The 18947-nt window shown below is 60.5% G+C and carries 18 protein-coding genes and 1 tRNA gene; 7 read left to right on the top strand and 12 right to left on the bottom strand.

The features are described from left to right. Positions 1–262 precede the first annotated feature (262 nt). The 3 genes from A6070_RS00970 to A6070_RS00960 are packed head-to-tail and all read left to right on the top strand — an operon-like array spanning position 263 to position 2953. On the top strand, positions 263–1342 hold the full coding sequence (locus A6070_RS00970) for a hypothetical protein (RefSeq protein WP_072286649.1): 1080 nt from the start codon (positions 263–265) through the stop codon (positions 1340–1342). A 28-nt stretch (positions 1343–1370) separates the two neighbouring features. Continuing rightward, positions 1371–2117 carry a futalosine hydrolase gene (gene mqnB, locus A6070_RS00965; RefSeq protein ID WP_072286648.1) on the top strand — a complete coding sequence of 249 codons (747 nt, stop codon included), beginning with the start codon at positions 1371–1373 and terminating at the stop codon, positions 2115–2117. Between the two features lie 2 nt (positions 2118–2119). Further along, a complete protein-coding gene (locus A6070_RS00960) occupies positions 2120–2953 on the top strand; it encodes a 1,4-dihydroxy-6-naphthoate synthase (RefSeq protein WP_072286647.1) in 834 nt (277 codons plus the stop codon). An 89-nt stretch (positions 2954–3042) separates the two neighbouring features. On the opposite strand, the gene serA is transcribed toward A6070_RS00960, so the two are convergent. The 6 genes from serA to A6070_RS00930 all read right to left on the bottom strand — a co-directional run bounded on the left by serA (position 3043) and on the right by A6070_RS00930 (position 9948). Then, positions 3043–4650: a phosphoglycerate dehydrogenase gene (serA, locus tag A6070_RS00955; protein WP_072286646.1), complete on the bottom strand. Its 1608-nt coding sequence runs from the start codon at positions 4648–4650 to the stop codon at positions 3043–3045. A gap of 262 nt (positions 4651–4912) precedes the next feature. Continuing rightward, a complete protein-coding gene (locus A6070_RS00950; protein WP_072286645.1) occupies positions 4913–5170 on the bottom strand; it encodes a hypothetical protein in 258 nt (85 codons plus the stop codon). A 12-nt stretch (positions 5171–5182) separates the two neighbouring features. Then, positions 5183–6202 (bottom strand): 3-deoxy-7-phosphoheptulonate synthase, encoded by a 1020-nt coding sequence (gene aroF, locus A6070_RS00945; RefSeq protein ID WP_072286644.1) that lies wholly within the window; start codon positions 6200–6202, stop codon positions 5183–5185. Positions 6203–6516: 314 nt separating this feature from the next. Continuing rightward, on the bottom strand, positions 6517–7956 hold the full coding sequence (locus A6070_RS00940) for an alpha,alpha-trehalose-phosphate synthase (UDP-forming) (RefSeq protein ID WP_072286643.1): 1440 nt from the start codon (positions 7954–7956) through the stop codon (positions 6517–6519). Between the two features lie 58 nt (positions 7957–8014). Beyond that, positions 8015–9277, bottom strand: a complete 1263-nt coding sequence (locus A6070_RS00935; RefSeq protein WP_072286642.1) for a glycosyltransferase — start codon at positions 9275–9277, stop codon at positions 8015–8017. Continuing rightward, on the bottom strand, positions 9277–9948 hold the full coding sequence (locus A6070_RS00930) for a DUF5752 family protein (RefSeq protein WP_072286641.1): 672 nt from the start codon (positions 9946–9948) through the stop codon (positions 9277–9279). The genes A6070_RS00935 and A6070_RS00930 overlap by 1 nt, the downstream gene beginning before the upstream one ends. A 168-nt stretch (positions 9949–10116) precedes the next feature. On the opposite strand from A6070_RS00930, the gene A6070_RS00925 reads away from it, so the two are divergent. From A6070_RS00925 to A6070_RS00915, 3 genes are all read left to right on the top strand, one after another. Beyond that, positions 10117–10192: transfer RNA gene (locus A6070_RS00925), tRNA-Phe, on the top strand. Between the two features lie 433 nt (positions 10193–10625). After that, positions 10626–11438 (top strand): trehalose-phosphatase, encoded by an 813-nt coding sequence (otsB, locus tag A6070_RS00920; RefSeq protein ID WP_072288069.1) that lies wholly within the window; start codon positions 10626–10628, stop codon positions 11436–11438. 153 nt (positions 11439–11591) lie between these two features. Continuing rightward, positions 11592–12023, top strand: a complete 432-nt coding sequence (locus tag A6070_RS00915) for a YkgJ family cysteine cluster protein (protein WP_072288068.1) — start codon at positions 11592–11594, stop codon at positions 12021–12023. A gap of 37 nt (positions 12024–12060) precedes the next feature. Here A6070_RS00915 and A6070_RS00910 read toward each other — a convergent pair whose 3' ends face one another. The 6 genes from A6070_RS00910 to pcnB all read right to left on the bottom strand — a co-directional run bounded on the left by A6070_RS00910 (position 12061) and on the right by pcnB (position 17865). Continuing rightward, the gene (locus A6070_RS00910) at positions 12061–12753 is read right to left on the bottom strand and encodes a lipid-binding SYLF domain-containing protein (RefSeq protein ID WP_072286640.1); all 693 of its coding nucleotides are present in this window, start codon (positions 12751–12753) and stop codon (positions 12061–12063) included. Positions 12754–12797: 44 nt separating this feature from the next. Further along, the gene (locus A6070_RS00905; RefSeq protein ID WP_072286639.1) at positions 12798–13340 is read right to left on the bottom strand and encodes a Slp family lipoprotein; all 543 of its coding nucleotides are present in this window, start codon (positions 13338–13340) and stop codon (positions 12798–12800) included. 65 nt (positions 13341–13405) lie between these two features. After that, a complete protein-coding gene (locus tag A6070_RS00900; protein ID WP_072501921.1) occupies positions 13406–13984 on the bottom strand; it encodes a cob(I)yrinic acid a,c-diamide adenosyltransferase in 579 nt (192 codons plus the stop codon). Between the two features lie 154 nt (positions 13985–14138). Beyond that, complete coding sequence (locus tag A6070_RS00895; protein WP_072286637.1) at positions 14139–15512, bottom strand: UbiD family decarboxylase; 1374 nt, start codon at positions 15510–15512, stop codon at positions 14139–14141. 57 nt (positions 15513–15569) lie between these two features. Next, positions 15570–16514 (bottom strand): tetratricopeptide repeat protein, encoded by a 945-nt coding sequence (locus A6070_RS00890; protein WP_072286636.1) that lies wholly within the window; start codon positions 16512–16514, stop codon positions 15570–15572. 55 nt (positions 16515–16569) lie between these two features. Continuing rightward, positions 16570–17865 (bottom strand): polynucleotide adenylyltransferase PcnB, encoded by a 1296-nt coding sequence (gene pcnB / locus A6070_RS00885; RefSeq protein ID WP_072286635.1) that lies wholly within the window; start codon positions 17863–17865, stop codon positions 16570–16572. Between the two features lie 177 nt (positions 17866–18042). Between pcnB and miaA the strand changes: the two genes are divergently transcribed. Continuing rightward, positions 18043–18942, top strand: coding sequence for a tRNA (adenosine(37)-N6)-dimethylallyltransferase MiaA (gene miaA / locus A6070_RS00880; RefSeq protein WP_072286634.1), 900 nt, complete (start codon positions 18043–18045; stop codon positions 18940–18942). The last annotated feature ends 5 nt before the right edge of the window (positions 18943–18947 follow it).

Raw genomic sequence — 18947 nt, 5'->3', positions numbered from 1 at the left:
ATCCGATCAGGAATCGGGATTAGTCAAGGGAAAATCATCAGCGAATGAAAACAAGGTTATATATCAGGGGATGGACATCGGCGAACTGCCGCCGTTTTTTCCATGATGGCATTTCGCCCGGCGAGCGTTGACTTTCGGTAAGACATTGACTACCTTAAGCGCATAGACCTTGGGCTGGAAAGTCTTCATTGCACTCGTGCCCGCGATACGCATCCGCCCAGGGCTGTCTGACGGCATCATCGACCAGGAAGGACCTATCCCTTTGACACCACCTGTTTTTAATTTCCCTCTCGGCATCCACCCCTGGCCCAGCGAAAGGCGGCGCCTGCGGCGTCTGCGCGGCGGTTACACCTTCAGTCTGCTGGAAAATTCCAGCGACAGCTACCGGTTCACCATCATGGCCGAAGCCGGCCGGATCGAGCGGCTGTTTCACGCTTTCGCCGCCGCCATGCCCGAGGAATGTTTCTTTATTCTGGAATACTACGCCGACGAGCAGGAGCAGCCGACCGAGGAAAACGCCGAGCCCTTGCTCTATTATTCACCCTACATGCCCAAGGAAGATATTCTCGAAGCCGTACAGCCCTATCTTTCGCGGCTGGTGCATGACGGCTTCGTCGGTTTTGGCATCGCCAACAACCAGGTCGGGATGGAGTGGTTTTTTTCCGAGGAAAAAATCATCACCTGCTTCACCTGCAACCACATCCGGGTCATGGATATCCTGGGGCAATGCGACCTGGCCTACAACCCCCGGCAGCTTTTCACCTCCGACCTGGGGCACGACCACCTGTCGCTGCTCTGTTATCGGCCCGGTACCCTGCCGGGAATACTTTCGCGCTTTAACGAGCAGGCTCTCGACTATCTGAATTTCTGCGCCGAAATCACGGAAGAGCTGGAAATGTACCCCGTGGAGGACGACATTTCCTTCTTTTTGTCGTGCAAGGAGCAGCAGCAGATCGAACAGCGCCTGCGTGAGCATCCGGATTTCGACGGCCTGGCGGATGAGGAATTCGGCGATTTGCTGTTGAGCTGGAACGATTTCGTCCAGGAATGCGAAGACGGTTTCGAAGGCACCCTCGAAGATTACCATGACGGCCTGCGCCTGCGGGATCTGATTCAGTACGTCATCGAGGGGGTACCGCCGCTGCTCGCCCGCAAGCTCAACGAGGTGGTGGCCGACCCCGACCGCAGGCTGCGCCACAACCTGATCGATTGCCGCAAGCGCCTCGACGCGCCCCAGAACCTGTCGTTGCGCGAAGAGCGTTTCTGGTACGGCGGCATGGTCCGCAAGCAGGGCGTGGTGCTGCGACGCGACCTTATCCGCCAGGGGTGGTTCCAGCCATGAGCCCGGTCCTGCATGAAAGCCCGAAACCGTGATTGCGATCGTGGCAGCGGTGCCGGAAGAAACCGCGCTGCTGCGTCGCAGGCTGTTCCCCTGCGAGGTGCGCCGCTGCGGCCATCGCGACCTGTACTGCGGCAGCATGTTCGGACACAAGCTGACGGTGCTGCATACCGGTATCGGTAAAATCAACGCCGCGTCCGCCGTAACCGTCATGCTGGAACGGGAAAAACCCGAGATGCTGATCCTTACCGGCTGTTGCGGAGCCTACCCCGGACAGGGGCTGGCCACCGGGGATCTTCTGCTGGCCACCGAGGAAATCAGCGCCGACGAGGGGGTATTGACACCGGAAGGCTTCCGGGATTTCGGCAGTATCGGCTTTACCCTGCTGCGCAGCAAGGGGTTTGAATGCAGAAGCCGCTGTACCGTGGAAAGCAGGTTGCGGGAAAGCGCCCTTCCGCACCTGGAAAGATTCGCCGTGGAGGGGGGGCTCCATCTGAAATCCGGCCCCATGGTGACGGTTTCCACCTGTTCGGGAACCCTGCAGTCCGGCAGGGAATTGCAGCAGCGCACCGGAGGGTTGGGCGAAAACATGGAAGGCGCGGCGGTGGCCCAGGTCTGCGAACAATACCAGGTGCCCTTCCTTGAACTGCGCGGCGTATCCAACCTGGTCGAGGACCGGGACCTCTCCCGATGGGACCTCGAAGGAGCCGCCGGTGGCGTCCAGCAGGCTTTGATGGCCCTGCTGCGCGGCTGGTTTTCACCGATCCTGCGGGCCTGACCATGCACAAAACCATCCGCCTTGGCTTCTCTGCCTGCCCCAACGATACCGCCATATTTCACGGATTGATCAGCGGCCTTGTCCCCCTGCCGGGACTGCACCTGCACCACCGCATTGAAGACGTGGACACCCTCAACCGGCTGGCGGCAAACGGCAAGCTCGATGTCACCAAGGTATCCATGCATGCCTTCGGTCAGCTGCGTTCCGAATACGTCCTGCTGCGCAGCGGCGCGGCGCTGGGCCGGGGTTGCGGGCCGCTGGTGGTGGCCCGCCAGCCGCTGGCCCCGGAGGAACTCGGCGGCCGGCGCATCGCGGTCCCCGGCAACCTCACCACCGCTACCCTGCTGATGCGACTGTTCGGAATCGACGCATCCTGTCTGGTACAGATGCCGTTTCACGCCATTTTACCCGCCGTCACCACAGGCCAGGTCGATGCCGGGGTGCTGATTCACGAAGCGCGTTTCACCTGCGAAGCCCGAGGCGTTTTCAGGGTTCTGGATCTGGGCGTCTGGTGGCAGTCCCTGACCGGGCTGCCCCTGCCTCTGGGGGGCATAGCGGCGCGCCGCTGCCTCGGCGATACCCTTCATCGGCAACTGGAAGAGGCCATCCGGCGCAGCATCGATGTCTTTCGTGCGCAGCCGCAACGGGCGGCGGATTTTATCCGGGAAAACGCCCGGGAACAGGACGAGAAGGTACTCGAAGGCCATATCGGCCTGTATGTCAACGACTTCACCCGCTGTCTGGACAAAACCGGCGAGGCGGCGATCGGGGAACTCTTGTGCCGCGCCGAAGCCGGCGGCATTCTGCCCCCCTGCCCCGGCGGCATATTTCGGTAAACGCCGCCAGCAGGGCAACCATTTCCAAAAAAAGCGGCCTGCTATCCACAGGCCGCTTTTTCGTTTGATTTGGCAGAGTCGCCTCCGCATCAATCGATGCAGCTGGCATTCTCCATATGGATGGCGCGAATGAAAGCCGCATCGACGCTGGCGGCAAGGCGGTCGATGACTTCGGCGGGAACCGGCGTATCGACGGACAGCACCACCATCGCCTCTCCCGCTTTGGCCCGGCGGCCGAGATTCATGGAGCCGATGTTGATGCCGGCCTCGCCGAGAATCGTGCCGATTTTACCGATCAGACCAAGCTTGTCCGCGTAACTGATGACCAGCATGTGCTCCTCGGGTTGGAAATCGGTATTGAAGTCGCGCATCTTGACGATTTTCGGCATACCCTCGAATATGGTTCCAGCGACGGTGCGGCGCCCGGCGGGGGTCGCGAGGGTAATGGTGATGAGGTTGGAAAAGGATTCCGCCTCGGTCGAAGACACGGTTTCGACGCAGATGCCCATCTGTTCGGCGATCAGCTGGGAATTCACCATGTTGACCTCCTGCTCGGTGGCGCGGTTGAGCAGCGCCGCCAGCCCGCAGACGGTCAGAGGAGAACAATCGTAACGGGCCAGCTTGCCGTTATAGGTGAAGGTCACCTTGCTCGGGTTGGCCGGCGCCAGCTGCACGATGAACTCGCCCATCTGCTGAATCAACGACAGAAAAGGCTGCATCACCTGCATCAGTTCGGCGTCGAATTTGGGAATGTTCACCGCGCTCTCCAGCGGCTGTCCATCCAGATAACGGACAATCTCCTTGCTGACATCGACGGCCACGTTTTTCTGCGCTTCAAAGGTATTGGCGCCAAGATGGGGAGTGACAACCATGAGCGGGTGGGCGATCAACTGCCTGACCAGCTCGGAACGGGGCGGTTCCTCACTGAAAACGTCAAAGGCGGCGCCGGCGGCCTTGCCGCTCTGCAACGCGGCAAGCATGGCGGCTTCGTTGACGATCTCGCCCCGTGCGCAGTTGACGATGATGACGCCGTCCTTCATGGCATCGAAATGGCGGGCATTGATCATGTCGATGGTCTCGGCATTGCGGGGACAGTGCAGAGAGACGATATCCGCATAGCGCACGATCTCCTCCAGTCCGACCAGTTTGACGCCGAGATCCTCGGCCCGCTTGGGAGAAATATAGGGGTCGCAGGCCAGCACGGTCATTTCAAAGGCTTTGGCGCGCAGGGCCACCCGGCCGCCGACCTTGCCAAGACCGATAATGCCCAGGGTCTTGTCCTTGAGTTCTCTGCCGGTAAACGGCGCCCGCTTCCACTCTCCGCTCTTCAGGGAGGCGCTGGCAACCGGTACGTTGCGGCACAGGGACAGCATCAGCGCCATGGAATGTTCGGCGGCGGAGTTGACGTTGCCGTAAGGGGCGTTGACCACGATAATGCCGCGACTGCTGGCGGCATCCACATCGACATTGTCGATACCGACCCCCGCCCGGGCCACAATCTTGAGCCTTCGGCCGTGTTCGAGCAGTGCCGCGTCAACGGTGGTGCCGCTGCGGGTGATCATCGCATCGAAGCGACCGACGATTCGATGCAGCTCCTCGGGGGTCAGCCCCAGGCGGATTTCAAGCTCGATACGGGGATCGTCCAGCAGAGGCTGCAGACCTTCCTGGGAAATTTCATCGGTAATCAGGACTTTCATGGGAATTCCTTGCGGTTACGGAGCACGCGGCCAATATCTCTTCAGGACGGATTGTGCCAAAGCACAATCCCCAGGGCGCGCCCTCGATATACAGGTTACTCAATCCGTATGGTGTCTTTCCGGTTGCAGAGGGGCCATAGCGCCCCGGCCACCTTCCGGAAGGATTTTCGGGAAAAGGCTTTCGGAGAGGCAGAAAAAGAGAGCACTATACAAAAAAACGGCCGGCCTTTCAATAAGCAAGAAGGCCGGCCGACGCTGCTGGTTACTTGACGACCCGGAAGCGGCCCGGACCGGGCACCGGCGGAGGTTCGGGCGGAGGCTCCTCCGGGGACGCACTCTCCATGCCGGGCAGCGTACCCGACTGCACCATCTTGTCCAGGGAATCCGCAATGGCCAGGCACTGTTTCATGCATACCCGCCGCACCGGGCAGGTTCCGCAATCGGCTTCACCACCGGCCACACGCAGGGCGTGAATGACCAGGGCGACGCTTTCCGGCTGATTGAGAGGGATAAGGAACATGACGACAATCCTTTACAAATCGCGGTCGGCAGCCGCAGCGAAACGGCGCAGCTTGTCCATCACGGCGGCAAACCCGGCCGGCGTCAGGGACTGGGGACCATCACAGGATGCGGTTTCCGGATGGTTGTGAACCTCCACCAGCAGCCCGTCACAGCCGGCCGCCACTGCGGCATAGCACATGGAGGGCACCAGGCTGGCATGACCGGTGGCATGGGACGGATCGATCACCACCGGCAGATGGGTCTGCTCCTTGAGCACGGGCACCGCCGAAAGATCCAGGGTATTGCGGGTGGCGGTTTCAAAGGTGCGAATGCCGCGCTCGCAAAGCACCACGCGCTGATTGCCCTCGGAAAGAATATACTCGGCGCTCATCAAAAATTCCTGGATGGTGGTGGCCATGCCGCGTTTGAGCAGCACCGGCTTGTCCTGCTGACCGAGCAGGCGCAGCAGCGGGAAATTCTGCACATTGCGGGCACCAACCTGAAGGATGTCAGCGTAGCGGGCGACCAGGTCGACATCCCGGGGGTTGACCACCTCGGTCACGATCGGCAGACCGGTGGCTTCCCGGGCCGCCGCAAGCAGTTTCAGACCCTCTTCCTCCATGCCCTGAAACGCATAGGGACTGGTGCGTGGCTTGAAAGCACCGCCGCGCAGCACCCTGGCGCCCGCGGCCTTCACCGCCCTGGCGGTTTCCAGCAGCTGCTCTTCGCCCTCCACCGAGCAGGGCCCCGCCATGACCAGCAGTTCCCGGCCGCCAACCGTCACGCCGGGAGCCAGTTCAAAAACGCTCGGCTCCGGTCTGATTTCGCGGCTGGCCAGCTTGTAAGGCTTCAGGATCGGCACCACGGCCTCGACGCAAGGCAGCGACTCCAGCGATTGCAGCACCGCCTTGCCGCGCTCGTCGCCGACGGCGCCGATCACGTCCCGTGCCTCACCGTGTATGACATGGGCCTTGTAGCCGAGATCCCGGACGCGCTTTTTGACTTCCGCCAGCGCTTCCTTGCCGGCGTCTTTTTTCATGACGATGATCATGTCTTTTGCTCCTCTGGTGGGTGAAGGGCTGACCGGCTTCCGACTGCTTTCTCCCTTGACCACCAAAAGAAAACCACGGATGAGCCGTTAAGCATCAACCCGTGGTTGTTTGAATGTCGTGCTGTGGGGCGCTACGTCCTCAGACACCTGCCGCGGGTCGATGGCTCATAAAGAACCCAAAAAACCCGAACCAGAAAAAACTGCCGTAACTGCTGAGAGAAGGCGTCCGCATGGCGATCCCCTGAATAATTTGAATGTCTTACCTGTAGCAGAGAACCGTCTGGAAGGCAAGCGGAAACCGAGAGCCTGGCCCATTATCCATCATCATCCTCGTCATCCCCGGCTTCCACGAAGCGCCGCAGCCAGCGATGCACATCGTTGCGGCGGATTTCGGAGCGCAACTGTGCCATGCGCTGCCGACGCTCCTCGGGATCCATGGTAAACGCCCGGTAAATGGCGTCCGCCGTTCCGTCGGTGTCGTAAGGGTTGACCAGCAGGGCGTGCTTGCCAAGCTGGTCGGCGGCTCCGGCGAATTCGCTGAGGATCAGCACACCGTTGTTTTCCACCGAACTGGCGCAATATTCCTTGGCGACAAGGTTCATGCCATCCCGCAGCGGCGTAACCAGGGCGATTTCCGAGGTGCGATAGCGCGCCAGCAGCTGCACCCTCTCCAGACAGCGGAAAACATAATGGATCGGCACCCATTCCGGCTGTCCGAAGCGCGCATTGATGCGCCCCGCAAGCTGATCCAGCAGTTCCTTGAGGTTGGCGTAATCGGGAACCAGCGTGCGGCTGGGGATCACAACCTGCAGCAAGGAAATGCGCCGCATCAGGGCCGGATATTTTTCCAGCGCCCGCTCGAAAGCCAGAAACCGCTCCGGGATCCCCTTGGTGTAATCAAGGCGGTCGATGCCCAGCATCAGCTGCCGGCCGCGCAGGTTTTCATGCAGATACCAGGCGGCGTCTTCCACCTCGCGGGAACGGGCAAAATCGTCGAATTCGACAAAGTCGATGCTGATCGGATAATGTCCAACCTTGATGACACGCTCGCCGAGTCGCAACAGGGTATGATGCCGCTGACGGCTGACGATCTCCAGCTCCGGCATCAGCATGGCCGCGGTCTGGACAAAGTTGCGCCGGTCCCGCAGGGTCTGAAAGCCGATCTGGTCGTAGGCAAGAAGCCCCTGAATCAGCTGATTTTTCCACGGCAGGCGCCGGAAAAGGTCCGGAGACGGAAACGGAATGTGCAGAAAAAACGCCAGGCGATCCGACCTGCCCATGGCCCGCAGGTGGGATCCGACCAGCATCAGCTGGTAATCGTGCACCCAGATAAAATCTTCGGATCGTGCCTGTTCGTCAATTACCGCGGCGAATTTCCGATTAACGGCATCGTAGGCCTGCCAATGCGACAGCTCGAAATGGCAGTTGCCGAGCAGATCGTGAAACAGCGGCCAGACGGCGCTGTTGGAAAAGCCCCGATAATAGCGTTCCACCTCCTGTTCGGCCAGAGGCACAGACACCAGCCGGTAACCCTGCTGTTGCTCGAATTCGTGCAGCAGGCTGCCAAGAGGGGCGTCGTCACCGCAACCGGGCCAGCCGATCCACACCCCGTGATTTTCGCGCATGACCGGCGCCAGCGCCGTGACCAGGCCGCCTGTGCCGGGCTTGACGGACCAGGTTTCCCGGCCCTGTGCGATAACGGCGGGCAATCTGTTGGAAATGATCAACAGGCGTTTGGACAGGATTGAAGGCATCGCGCAACACTCCTCAAAAATCAGAAACTCGTGCCGGAACACTCGACCACAGAACCAATCACCCGACCATCATCCGATCCCGGCCCCCTGCCTGCAGGCTCACCAGCAATGTCAGATATTCCCGTAAATGGCGTGTGATAAGGAAATTGTCGAGGACAAAGCGGCGGGCCCGTTCGCCCATCTGCCGTCGCAGGCGCCCGTTATGCAGCAGATAGCGGATGCGCAGGGCCGCGCCTTCCGGAGTGCGCACCAGGAATCCGGTATAGTGGTTGAAAACCTGAAGACGTATTCCGCCGGTGTCGCCGCCAATGACCGGCCGGCCCTTCCACATGCCTTCCGTCACGGTCAGGCCAAAACCCTCGCGCAGTGATTTCTGGATCACGATATCCGCGGCGCGCTGCAGGGCGTTGATGGTGCGATGGGCATCCGCCGGCAGCAACAGCACATGAATATCGGGGTGCCCTTCGGCCTGCTGCCGGACCTCCTCGAGAACCGCCTGCCCTTCCGGATCGTCACTGGCTTCGCCCCCGGCCAGCACCAGCTGCAGCGGCGTCAGCTTGGCAGCCATCCGACAGGCCCGAATAACGCCGACAGGATCCTTGAAGCGGTCATAGCGTGAAACCTGCAGCACCATCGGGCGTTCGGGATCCAGGTCGAAACGGTCATAAACCTTTTCGATTTCGGCGTCGGGAAGGTCGCGGTTTTTCTCGCTCAGCGGATCGATGCTCGGCGCGATGATGTATTGCGGATGCGGCAACGGCTGTGCAAACTCCGGCAGCGAGAAGATACTTGCGTCATAAGCCGACAGGAAGGGCCGCAGGTATTTCCAGACCGGGCGAAACGGCTGCCTCACATCGATATGGCAACGCCAGATCCATTGGCCCCGGCGCTCGGGAAAATGCTTCAGCAACGCGGCCGGTTGCGGATCGTGAATAAACACGAAATCGGCCTGTTCCAGAATCGGTTTGAGCCGTTCGGCGCACCGTGCATTGGTTTCTTCATAAGCCTCCAGCAGCTTGTCGGAAAGCCGGATATCCATGCCCTGCAGGGCGTTGTGAAAACTCTTGGTGCAGGCGTAGAACGCCGGCGTGCCTTCGATCACTTCCCAACGGGCATCGATGCCGAGAGCTTTTTTCAGTGGTATCAGCTTCTGCAGGATCTCCGCGACACCGCCTCCCTCCCGGGTCGAATTGACATGCACCACGCGCGCCCCTTTCAGAGACGCCGCGAGCTGTTCCAGGTGCTGGATCACGCAGGCGCCGGTCACCGCGGCATAGCGACCCAGAAATTCATCATCCCGGTAGTGGATAGAGGCGCACATCAGGGTTGCTCCTCGAAAAACGCCTGAAACAACGAAGCGACGCGAGCGCGAATTTCGTCCAGTGAAGAAAAATACGGATCAAAACCGCACAGGCGCAGGCGCAGGCTTTCATAGCGGTCACCGAAGCCGGCCAGCCAGGCGGAAAAATCGTCGCAGCGCTGACGGGTACGGCTGCGGGCATCGATGAAATGGTAATAGATGCAGCCCGTGGACAGGGACGGCAGATAAGCGGTCAGATCCCGCGGGTCGCCGAAGCGCAGTCCGGTATCGAACACCACGATCTGCGAATGCAGGAAGTGGAACAGCTGATCGGCCCGCGCCCAGGGGATCATTTCGCTTTCGTCCAGATGCTTTTCCACGGTATCGATCAACTCCAGGCGCAAGGTTTCGAGGTCGGGGAAATCGGTCGGCAAGGTCATGCTCAGCTGTTCCGCCAGGGACTTGTCATGTAGTCCGTGATAGGCCCAGGAGGCAAAATCGTTATTGTACTCCGGTTCGTCAAACTGCGGACGCAGCAGACGGCCCCAGAAATGGTGATCGATACTGCCGACCGGCACCTTTTCCAGCGCATCGCGAAACTCCCGCAGATTTTGCACCCTGATGCCGGTCGAAAGGGTGATCAAGGCGCAGTCTTTGACTTCAAATGGCGCTGTCTCCGCTGTATCCGGCATGATGCAACTCCCGCGCGACGATCGGGCATGGAGGTTTGCAAACGAATTCGGTCATCCATAAAAGGATAACATATGCTCGTCCGGAGGCAATTTGCCGGCCCGTTTACGGCCCTTCCATGTTTTTGCTTGACAGAGAAGGACGAATTCTTTATAAACGGAACTCGCATTGCCCAGATAGCTCAGTCGGTAGAGCAGAGGACTGAAAATCCTCGTGTCGGCAGTTCGATTCTGTCTCTGGGCACCATTTACACATCAAAAGGGTTGGCTTACCGAAGCCAACCCTTTTTTTATTTATCTGGTTTTCATCCGGAAACGGCCCTTTTCCGCCGTGGCGGCGTCAATCCGCAGGCTTGCTTGTGCGGCGTACCGATGTACGCCTCCGCGCAACCCCTTGATTCCCTTGCCACAACGAAAAATTGCTCGTTTCCCATATGCAAACTACGCTGTATCCATCCGGAGTTTCCGGATGGATACTATCTGATGTCTCAGGTGACACGCCGTTCGATTGCGATCCGCTTTGCGGGGCTCTTTTTGGCACGACCGTGCAACAGGGCAAGACAATCCGCTTCCAAAAAGGCTGAAAAAATCTGTGGTATAGTGACTTCGAAAGTGGCTGCCGGAAGATCCGGCGCAAGGTGATGGCGATTTTGCCGGAAACGACGATGCGGGAGGCGGGCATGACAGAATCAGGTGGATTGATCCGGTCGGACGCGTTGCCTTCGGTGCTGGAGCACATGGAGGACCTGAAAAAACGTCTTCGAAATAAACGGCCTGTGGTTTTTATCGATTATGACGGCACCCTGACACCGATCGTGGACAGGCCCGAGCGGGCGGACCTGCCGGCAGAGACACGCCGGGTGCTGCGGGTACTGTCGGATAAATGTCCCGTGGCGATTGTGAGCGGCCGCGACCTGGCGGATGTCCGCAACCGGGTAGCCGTTGAAAAAATCCATTATGCGGGCAGCCACGGTTTCGAGATTGCCGGCCCCGACGGACAGATCGAGTTGCAGCAGGGCCGCGACTGCCTGCCCTCCCTGGACCAGGCCGAGAAGGCTCTGCGCCAGGGCCTTGCCTCCATCCCCTGCTGCCAGATCGAGCGCAAGCGCTTCGCCATTGCCGTGCATTTCCGCAGGGCGGCCGCCGACCAGTTTGCCGGAATTGCGGCGGTTGTAAATGAAGTGGCCGCGGGCTACCGGGATCTGCGCCGTACCGGGGGAAAAATGATCCTCGAACTGCGACCTGCCGCCGATTGGGACAAGGGTCGTGCCTTGCAATGGATTCTCAGGCAATGGCAACTGGGCGGCAAGGATGTACTGCCCTTGTACCTCGGCGACGACCTGACCGACGAGGATGCCTTTCGCTGTCTGCGCCGCACGGGCGTCGCCATCCTGGTCAGGGATGAGGTGCGCCCCACCGCGGCCCATTATGCCGTCGAAAACCCCGATGAAGTTCAACGATTCCTGCAGGAACTGGCCGTTCTTCTGCCTTGAAAATCCTTCCGCCAGACCGTTTTCTTCCTTGCAAATGCGCCCGCTTTTTACTAAAGTTCCACGCCGTTGTGGACTCAGCGGCTGTCCCGCACAGGATCTTTTTTCCCCGACCCCGCCCTGACCTGGTCGATTCATTCATCCGAAATTCGCCCCATGAAACACCCGGCAAAAATAACCTGCCATGTCGACCTGCCGTCGACCTGGGTCAGGTATCGCAAAGGCTTGTGCCACGACTGTCAGGCGACCTGCTGCAGCCTGCCGGTAGAGGTTACCGTCACGGATCTGATCCGCATGGAACTGGCCGATCCCTTCGAGGAGGAAGGGCCGGTCCGGGAAATCGCCAGAAGATTGCGCAAGCAGGGGTTGATCGATCATTTCAATTTCAAAACGGAACTTTTCACCCTTGCCCGCCTGGCCAATGACGACTGTATCTTTCTTGACCAGCAGAGCCGCCGCTGCACCATCTACGCCAAGCGCCCCGACACCTGCCGCAATCATCCCCAGGTTGGCCCACGCCCCGGCTACTGCGCTTACCAGCCAAAAGAATCATGCCCGGCGCATCAAAATAAAAAGCCGCCTTCATAAGCCAAGGCGGCCTGCCACAGCGAGGAACCGGTTTTTCTCAAGGTGCGTAATTGGCGAGACTGTTGCGCAAAGCCATGGCCGATTCGGGAGCGGCAACCCGGCCGGCAAAGATATCGTCGACGGTGACATTGGGCTGACCGTAATAGCTTCCGTTGTCCTCCCAGAGGATGTTCAGCACCGATCCCTCCAAAGATACGCCGGCAAAAAACCCCCGCGAGCGACTGTAGGACAGAATCTCCGCCTGCAGCATCACATCGGTGGCGCCTTCCACGCGGCGCCCGACCGGTCCGGCGGCGACCGCGGCATCGGCGCCGAGGGTGAACTTGCCCCGTTTGATGTTCTCGATACTGGCCGGACTCTTGAACACCAGGATGACATCCGTCGACTGGCCGCCGATCTGCCAGCCGAGGCTGCCGCCGCCAATAGACAGAAACGATGGATTGCTCCATCCTCCGGCGCTGTTACGCACCAGCAGCACACCTTCCCCGTAACGGCCGCCGATAATAAAGGCGCCCTTGATCACCTCGGGGATAATGGCGATGCCGTAGGCATTGCTCAGCAGGCTGGGCGGAATGGCCGACTCGGGAATTTCCATGATCTTGTCCAGAACCCGCGTAGCTGTGCGGACCGTGTCGTCCTGCTCCGTGGCCACAGCCACGCCGCCCCATAGCACGGGCAGCAGAATCAGCAGCGCGATCAGGACACGCTTCTGCGATTTTCGTTGCAACATATGTCATTCTCCTCATGATGAAAAACAGTTGCCTACCACCCGCTTCACCGCCAGTATGGATAACCATGCCAGTACGGGTAACGGTACCAGTAGGGGAAGGGATCGTAAAAGTAGGGGTAATAGGGGTAACGATCCTCATAGCGTGACTCGGGCCACAGGTACAGTTCGCCGACCTCGAAGAGCGGATAGGCATAGCGGGCCTTCTGCAGAGGCCTGACCTCCACGCCGCGAAGGGTGCCGGTCAGGGTCACCAGCCTGCCTTCCTTGTAGAGGCTCGGATCGAGCAGCCGGCTGCTGTGAACCAGAAAGCGGCCCCCCGCTTCATCCGGATCCTGCGGCTCGTCCCGCTTGTCGAGGGTGTATTTGAGAATTTCCAGGGTCGACCCGTCATCGGCCACTTCGTTTGCCAGGATCATGCCGCCCAGAATGACGGTTTTCCCCAGATGGGTCTCGGGCGAGGCTTTGAGCCGGTTGTAATCCACTTCGTAGTTGACGCCGTAGAGGGCGTCTTTGGAGAGAACCGATCCGCAGCCCGTCATCAGGACGAGCAGGATCGGCAGAAATACCCGGAATCGTGATTGTCTCATGGCCGCCTCCCTGGTTGATCAAGGTTTTTTTGGCTTGCCCCGCGACAGTTTCCTGTAAACACTTCCTAATAATCGATCCCCGGCTGTGGCTCGATGCCGCGTCGAAAAGCATGCTTGATTTCCCTTATCTCACTGACCGTGTCGGCGCGTTCGATGATGGTTGGGTGCGCATTGCGCCCGGTCAGCACCAGATGCAGCAGCGGCGGTTTCCGATCGAGCAGATCGATCACCTGCTCAAGGTCGATCAGATTCAGATGCAGGGCATTGTTGATTTCGTCGAGAATCAGCAGATCGAATTGTCCTCCGGCCATTTTTTCCAGCACCAGATCGATGGCGTCCTGGGCATTGGCACGGTGTTCCTCGTAAGGATAGGGATTGCCCTGGATGCCGCAGAAACCCTTGCCGGTGTGATGCAACTCAACCAGATCGCCAAGCCTTTTGATGCCATCCCATTCGCCGGCGTAAAGATCCCCCTTCATGAACTGAATGATGCAGCTGCGCAGGCCGTGGCCGCAGGCGCGCAGCACCATGCCGAGGGCCGAACTGGTCTTGCCCTTGCCATCGCCGGTGAGAACCACGACCAGTCCCTGCCGCTTTTCGGGGTGCAAATGATCGATCTTGTCAGGTGCAGTGCCACGGGTCATCCGTTCCTCCACGGGACATAGGGGTTGATGTCATCTCAAGCCATTTTATCGCATTTTCTGATGCGGCGCATCCCTGGTTTTCCGTTACTCTCCGCCGCTCGGCGGCGGGCCCCGAAGCCATCACAAGAATAAAGCTATGCGAAACACGCCAGAATCAGTGAAAACCGTATTCGCGCCAGCGTCTCTGCAGCTGTTCGGCCATGCGGGTGTCGGGCTCTACGGTCGGCGCATCGGGCAGCGCAACCGTAGCGTCGATGCCAAGACATCCATTGTGAATCAGCAGATCCCGGTCCGGCCGGAGACGATTGAGAACGCGCCAGAAAAAATCGCCGGGATCCGGCACCCGATCGGCTTCCGCCACCACCAGCAGACGCGCCGCGCGCAACGGCCCGCTTCGCCACAAGGCCTGCAGCAGCGCACGTCCGTCGGTCCCGGACCGCACGGCGATCAGGGCGGCACCGTGAAAAATCCCCTCCACCGGCATATGGATATCGACAATGTCCGGATGATCGCTGCGCAACAGAGGCACCAGCAGGCGCGCGACGGTTTGTCCCAGAATGCAGTTCTCCGTGGGTGGAGGGCCGACCACGGTAGCGGGTAACAGCGGATCGCAGCGTTGGCTGATGGCGACAATTCGCAGCAAAGGTACACGGGATGCCGGCTGGTAGAATCCGGTGTGGTTGCCGAAGGGTCCTTCCAGCGCCGTCTCGCCGGGATATGCCAGGCCCTCGATGACGAATTCGGCGGCGGACGGTACCGGCAGGTCGCTGTGCGCGGAAGGGCTCATGATCATCGGGCGGCCGCCCAGCAGGCCGGCAAGAGCGGCTTCGTCCGTATCCGGTGGCAGGGGAAAGGCCGCCGCAAACAACAGGGCCGGATCGCCGCCCATGGCAATACTGACCGGCATCGGCAGGCCGCGCCGGTGCCAGGCACGGCAATGACGCGCGGCATCGCTGCTGTCACGCCAATGCAGTGCGGCGCGGCGCGGACCCAGCAACTGCACACGGTAAATACCGACGTTGGCGGTGCCGCCGTCGGGGTGGCGGGTCACGACCTGCGGCAGCGTGAGGTAGCGGCCGCCGTCACCCGGCCAGCAGCGCAAAGCCGGAAGCTGATCAAGGTCGGGACCGGGCATGGACCGATCCTGCCAGTCGGCCCGGGCCTGCAGTGCCGGCGCGTATTCCGGTTGCCGCAGAAGGCAGCGCAGTCGGCATGCCGCATCGACACCGGCCGCGCCGGCTATTCCCGTGGCCAGCCGCTGCGCCGCTGCTTCAATGTCATTCAACCCGAGAGCCCATGCCGCGCGCCGCATCGAGCCGAACAGATTGGTGGCAACCGGTATCCGGTAACCGCGCACCTGCTCAAACAACAGGGCCGGCGGCTCACCGGAGTGCTTGCAGACCCGGTCTGTGATGGCCGCAATCTCCAGGTCGGCATCCACCTGGACCGCAATGCGATGCAGAGCCTGACGGGATTCGAGCCGTGCCAGAAACCGCCGCAGATCATTAACCGGGGTCGCCTGCTCCATGGCCGTTCTCCAGAAATCCTTTACCCGGCTCTCCCCAACCACTATCCGGGCTTTCGATCATAAGCCACTCTTCTCCAGCCGGTCCGCCATGACCATGGCCTGACGATGACCGGGGCGAAGGGACAGCACCTGTGCCAGGGCGTGACGAGCCCGCGGCAGATCGCCGAGCCGCTCTTCGCATTCCGCAAGGTGCAGCCAGGCTTCGGCGTCCCTTGGGTTCAGTTCGAGAGCCTCACGGAAAGCCTTACCGGCTTTTTCCCATTGACCGGCGCGCCGGCACGCCTCGCCGAGCATGAAACGGGCCGGAGTGAAACGGCGACTGTTGGCGGCGGTTTTTTCGAACTGGGCAGCCGCTTCATCCAGTTGACCGTCACGCAGCAGCGCCATCCCCAGTTCGAAACAGGCTTCGGTATAATCGGGGCTGGCCTGTTCCACCTGTCGAAAAAGCGCGATAGCCCCGGCGTTGTCACCCTGCTGGGAATGGATCATGCCGAGAATGAACAGCGCCCGGGTGTATTTGGGATTGAGGCGGATGGCCTCGTCGAGAGCTTCCCGCGCCCGATCCAGCTCGGATTGACGCAGATAGGACAGTCCGAGCCTGTAGCAGGTTTCGGCACTGGCGGGATTGACCCGCAGCGCCTGACGAAAGCTCTCCACGCTGGCAGCCAGATCTCCCAGCCCGTATTGGGCCAGACCCAGTTTGAAAAGGATGCGAAAGGGTTCCCGGGCGCCGCTCAGGGCCGACCTGAAGGCCTTGATGGCGGCCGGCAGATCGCCCTGATCGTAACAGGCCAGACCGATGTAATAATGCGCCTGGCTGAAACCCGGGTCGCGCTCCAGGGCTTCTCTCCACAGGGCCAGAGCCTGCGCAAGTTGCCCGCGATGGTAGAAATCGATCGCTTCCTCATGCAGAGCGCGGGCATCGCGTTCGAGACTTGCGCCGCACATCTGGCAGAATCTGGCCTGTTCCGAAACAACCGCCTGACAACGGGGACAGCGCATGACGTCTCCTTATCATCCGTTTTAACGCAAGAGATTGACGACGCCGGCCTGTCCGCTATTCCGGCCCGGCTGCCGGTTTCGCGGGACGGCGGCGCGGCCGCCTGCGCGGACGGCGACGGGCGGCGCCTTGCCTGGCGCCGTCCGCAGGTGGCGCGCCGGCTTTTTCGAAGGCTTTTTGCCATTCTGCCAGCAAATCGGCATGGGATTGCGTGGCCGCGCACCACAGAGCAAAAAAATCCAGGGCCTGGGGCGCCCCGGCATGACGTAAAAAGCGTGTCTCCCCCCTGCGACCGCGGCCCCGCATCATGCGATAGAAGCCGATCAGCAAATCCCGGGCGCGGGACCGGGTGCCATGAGCGATGCGAAAGTAGGCACACAGCGGGGTCAGCAGCAGATTGGCCAGACGCAGGGCATCGGTGATGCTGCCCTCGCCCTGTGTTTGCAAAGCATGGCGGTAGCGCGACAGAAACAGGGTGGCCAGCACCTGATGCTCCTCGACCGGCACGCCTTCGGCAGTACGCCGGTCCAGGCATTCAAGCAGGGCAAAGGTTTCCTCGTCGGCCTCGTATCCGGCAAGCAGATGGGATAACAGGCCCATGGCCTGGGCCTCGCGGAATACCGGTCCGGCCACCGCATGGCGAAACAGTTCCAGAACTTCCTCACGGATGCGGGCCGGTGCGGCTTCTGCAATCAGGGGTCCGCGCAGGTAGATGGCTTCCCGAATGCCTTGATCCAGGGTAAACCCGAGCCGTGCCCCGAATTCCAGGGCCCGCAGCATGCGCACCGGATCTTCGGTGAACCGCACCAGAGGGTCACCAATGACCCGCAGTCGCCGGGCGTCGAGATCTTCGAGGCCACCGACATGATCCACGACGGAAAAGTTCTCGATGTTGTAGAACAGGCCGTTGATGGTAAAATCGCGTCGAAAGGCGTCTTCCCGCGGGCTGCCGAACACGTTTTCCGTAAAAAAGAAGTGCTCGGACGGATCGTCGGGGAGTTCTTCGGAACGTGGCTGTCGCCGGAACGTTGCAACCTCCACGACATAATCGCCGGCAAACCGCACGTGCGCCAGGCGGAAACGCCTGCCCACCAGAAAACAGTTGCGAAACAGCCGCTTGACCTGCTCGGGCGTGGCATCGGTAGCTACGTCAAAATCCTTGGGTCGCCGACCCAGGAGCAGGTCGCGCACCCCCCCTCCGACCAGATAGGCTGTAAACCCCTTACTGCGCAGGCGGTACAGCACCTTCAGTGTGTGCTCGTTGATATGCTTGCGGGAAATGGGATGCTGATCCCGGGGCAGAATGACGGGAGGTTGTTCGCCGACATCCGTGGTACTGATTTGATCATTCATTGGCATCGGCCCGATGGCTTGTCTTTTCATGCTGTGAAATATATTCAAAATACGATCCAATTTAGCAGAGTTGCGCGCATAATAAAAGCGTCGAATCCGCCAGGCATTGCAATGCTTCGGTAAAAACCCTATGATGCGCGCATCGGCGATTTTTAACGGTCCGCATTGGAGTTTTTCATGTCCTGCAACCTGCTTGTGATCCTCGGCCCCACCGCTTCCGGCAAAACCCGCCTGGGCATAGCGGCGGCCCAGGCGCTGGGCGGCGAAATCATTTCCGCCGATTCGCGCCAGGTGTTCCGCGGCATGGATATCGGCACCGGCAAGGACCTCGCCGAATATGGCGAAATTCCCCGGCACCTCATCGACATCCGCGATGCCGGAGGGGAGTTTTCCGTTTTCGACTTTCAGGAGGAGTTCTGCAGCGCCTACCATGATATTCGCGAACGCGGGCGATTACCCGTGCTGATCGGCGGCACCGGCCTGTATCTCGACTGTGTGCTGCGCAACTACCGTCTGCTCAGGGTTCCGGAAAATCCGGCCTTGCGCGCGGCGCTGGCCCCTTTGAACATGGAGCAGCTGGCGGTTCGGCTCAAAGCTTTAAAGCCGGCACAGCACAACACCACCGACCTGACCGACCGCGACCGTATGCTGCGCGCCATCGAAATTGCCGAGGGAGAACTGGCTGCCGGCGAGGCGCATGTGGCCCTGCCCGAACTGAAACCCCTGGTATTCGGTCTGCACTGGGAACGGCAGACATTGCGGCGCCGGATTACCGAGCGACTCAGGCAACGCCTCGACGAGGGCCTCATCGATGAAGTCAGGGGACTGCTGAACCGCGGCGTTGACCACCGGACGCTGGAACATTACGGCCTGGAGTACCGGATGGTTTCGTGCCACCTGCGTGGAGAACTCAACCGCAACGACATGTTTCAGAAACTCAACAGCGCCATCCATCAGTTCGCCAAACGTCAGGACACCTGGTTTCGCCGCATGGAACGCCAGGGAATCGCGATCCACTGGCTGGAGGGTAGCGCGGACCCCCTGCAGGCACTGCTGCGAATCCATCGTAACGCCTGAGCCTT

It is taken from the genome of Syntrophotalea acetylenica (assembly GCF_001888165.1).
Classification (GTDB): Bacteria; Desulfobacterota; Desulfuromonadia; order Desulfuromonadales; family Syntrophotaleaceae; genus Syntrophotalea; species Syntrophotalea acetylenica.
This window is presented reverse-complemented; position numbering and strand designations above follow the sequence as displayed.

Excerpts from the sequence above, each read along its gene's own strand:
- miaA (WP_072286634.1), top strand. The coding sequence starts at position 18,043 with ATGTCCTGCAACCTGCTTGTGATCCTCGGCCCCACCGCTTCCGGCAAA.
- A6070_RS00905 (WP_072286639.1), bottom strand. The coding sequence starts at position 13,340 with ATGAGACAATCACGATTCCGGGTATTTCTGCCGATCCTGCTCGTCCTG.
- A6070_RS00940 (WP_072286643.1), bottom strand. The coding sequence starts at position 7,956 with ATGCCTTCAATCCTGTCCAAACGCCTGTTGATCATTTCCAACAGATTG.
- A6070_RS00935 (WP_072286642.1), bottom strand. The coding sequence starts at position 9,277 with ATGTGCGCCTCTATCCACTACCGGGATGATGAATTTCTGGGTCGCTAT.
- A6070_RS00930 (WP_072286641.1), bottom strand. The coding sequence starts at position 9,948 with ATGCCGGATACAGCGGAGACAGCGCCATTTGAAGTCAAAGACTGCGCC.
- A6070_RS00915 (WP_072288068.1), top strand. The coding sequence starts at position 11,592 with ATGAAACACCCGGCAAAAATAACCTGCCATGTCGACCTGCCGTCGACC.
- A6070_RS00890 (WP_072286636.1), bottom strand. The coding sequence starts at position 16,514 with ATGCGCTGTCCCCGTTGTCAGGCGGTTGTTTCGGAACAGGCCAGATTC.
- A6070_RS00960 (WP_072286647.1), top strand. The coding sequence starts at position 2,120 with ATGCACAAAACCATCCGCCTTGGCTTCTCTGCCTGCCCCAACGATACC.
- A6070_RS00950 (WP_072286645.1), bottom strand. The coding sequence starts at position 5,170 with ATGTTCCTTATCCCTCTCAATCAGCCGGAAAGCGTCGCCCTGGTCATT.
- A6070_RS00910 (WP_072286640.1), bottom strand. The coding sequence starts at position 12,753 with ATGTTGCAACGAAAATCGCAGAAGCGTGTCCTGATCGCGCTGCTGATT.
- A6070_RS00895 (WP_072286637.1), bottom strand. The coding sequence starts at position 15,512 with ATGGAGCAGGCGACCCCGGTTAATGATCTGCGGCGGTTTCTGGCACGG.
- otsB (WP_072288069.1), top strand. The coding sequence starts at position 10,626 with ATGACAGAATCAGGTGGATTGATCCGGTCGGACGCGTTGCCTTCGGTG.
- pcnB (WP_072286635.1), bottom strand. The coding sequence starts at position 17,865 with ATGAATGATCAAATCAGTACCACGGATGTCGGCGAACAACCTCCCGTC.
- A6070_RS00900 (WP_072501921.1), bottom strand. The coding sequence starts at position 13,984 with ATGACCCGTGGCACTGCACCTGACAAGATCGATCATTTGCACCCCGAA.
- aroF (WP_072286644.1), bottom strand. The coding sequence starts at position 6,202 with ATGATCATCGTCATGAAAAAAGACGCCGGCAAGGAAGCGCTGGCGGAA.
- serA (WP_072286646.1), bottom strand. The coding sequence starts at position 4,650 with ATGAAAGTCCTGATTACCGATGAAATTTCCCAGGAAGGTCTGCAGCCT.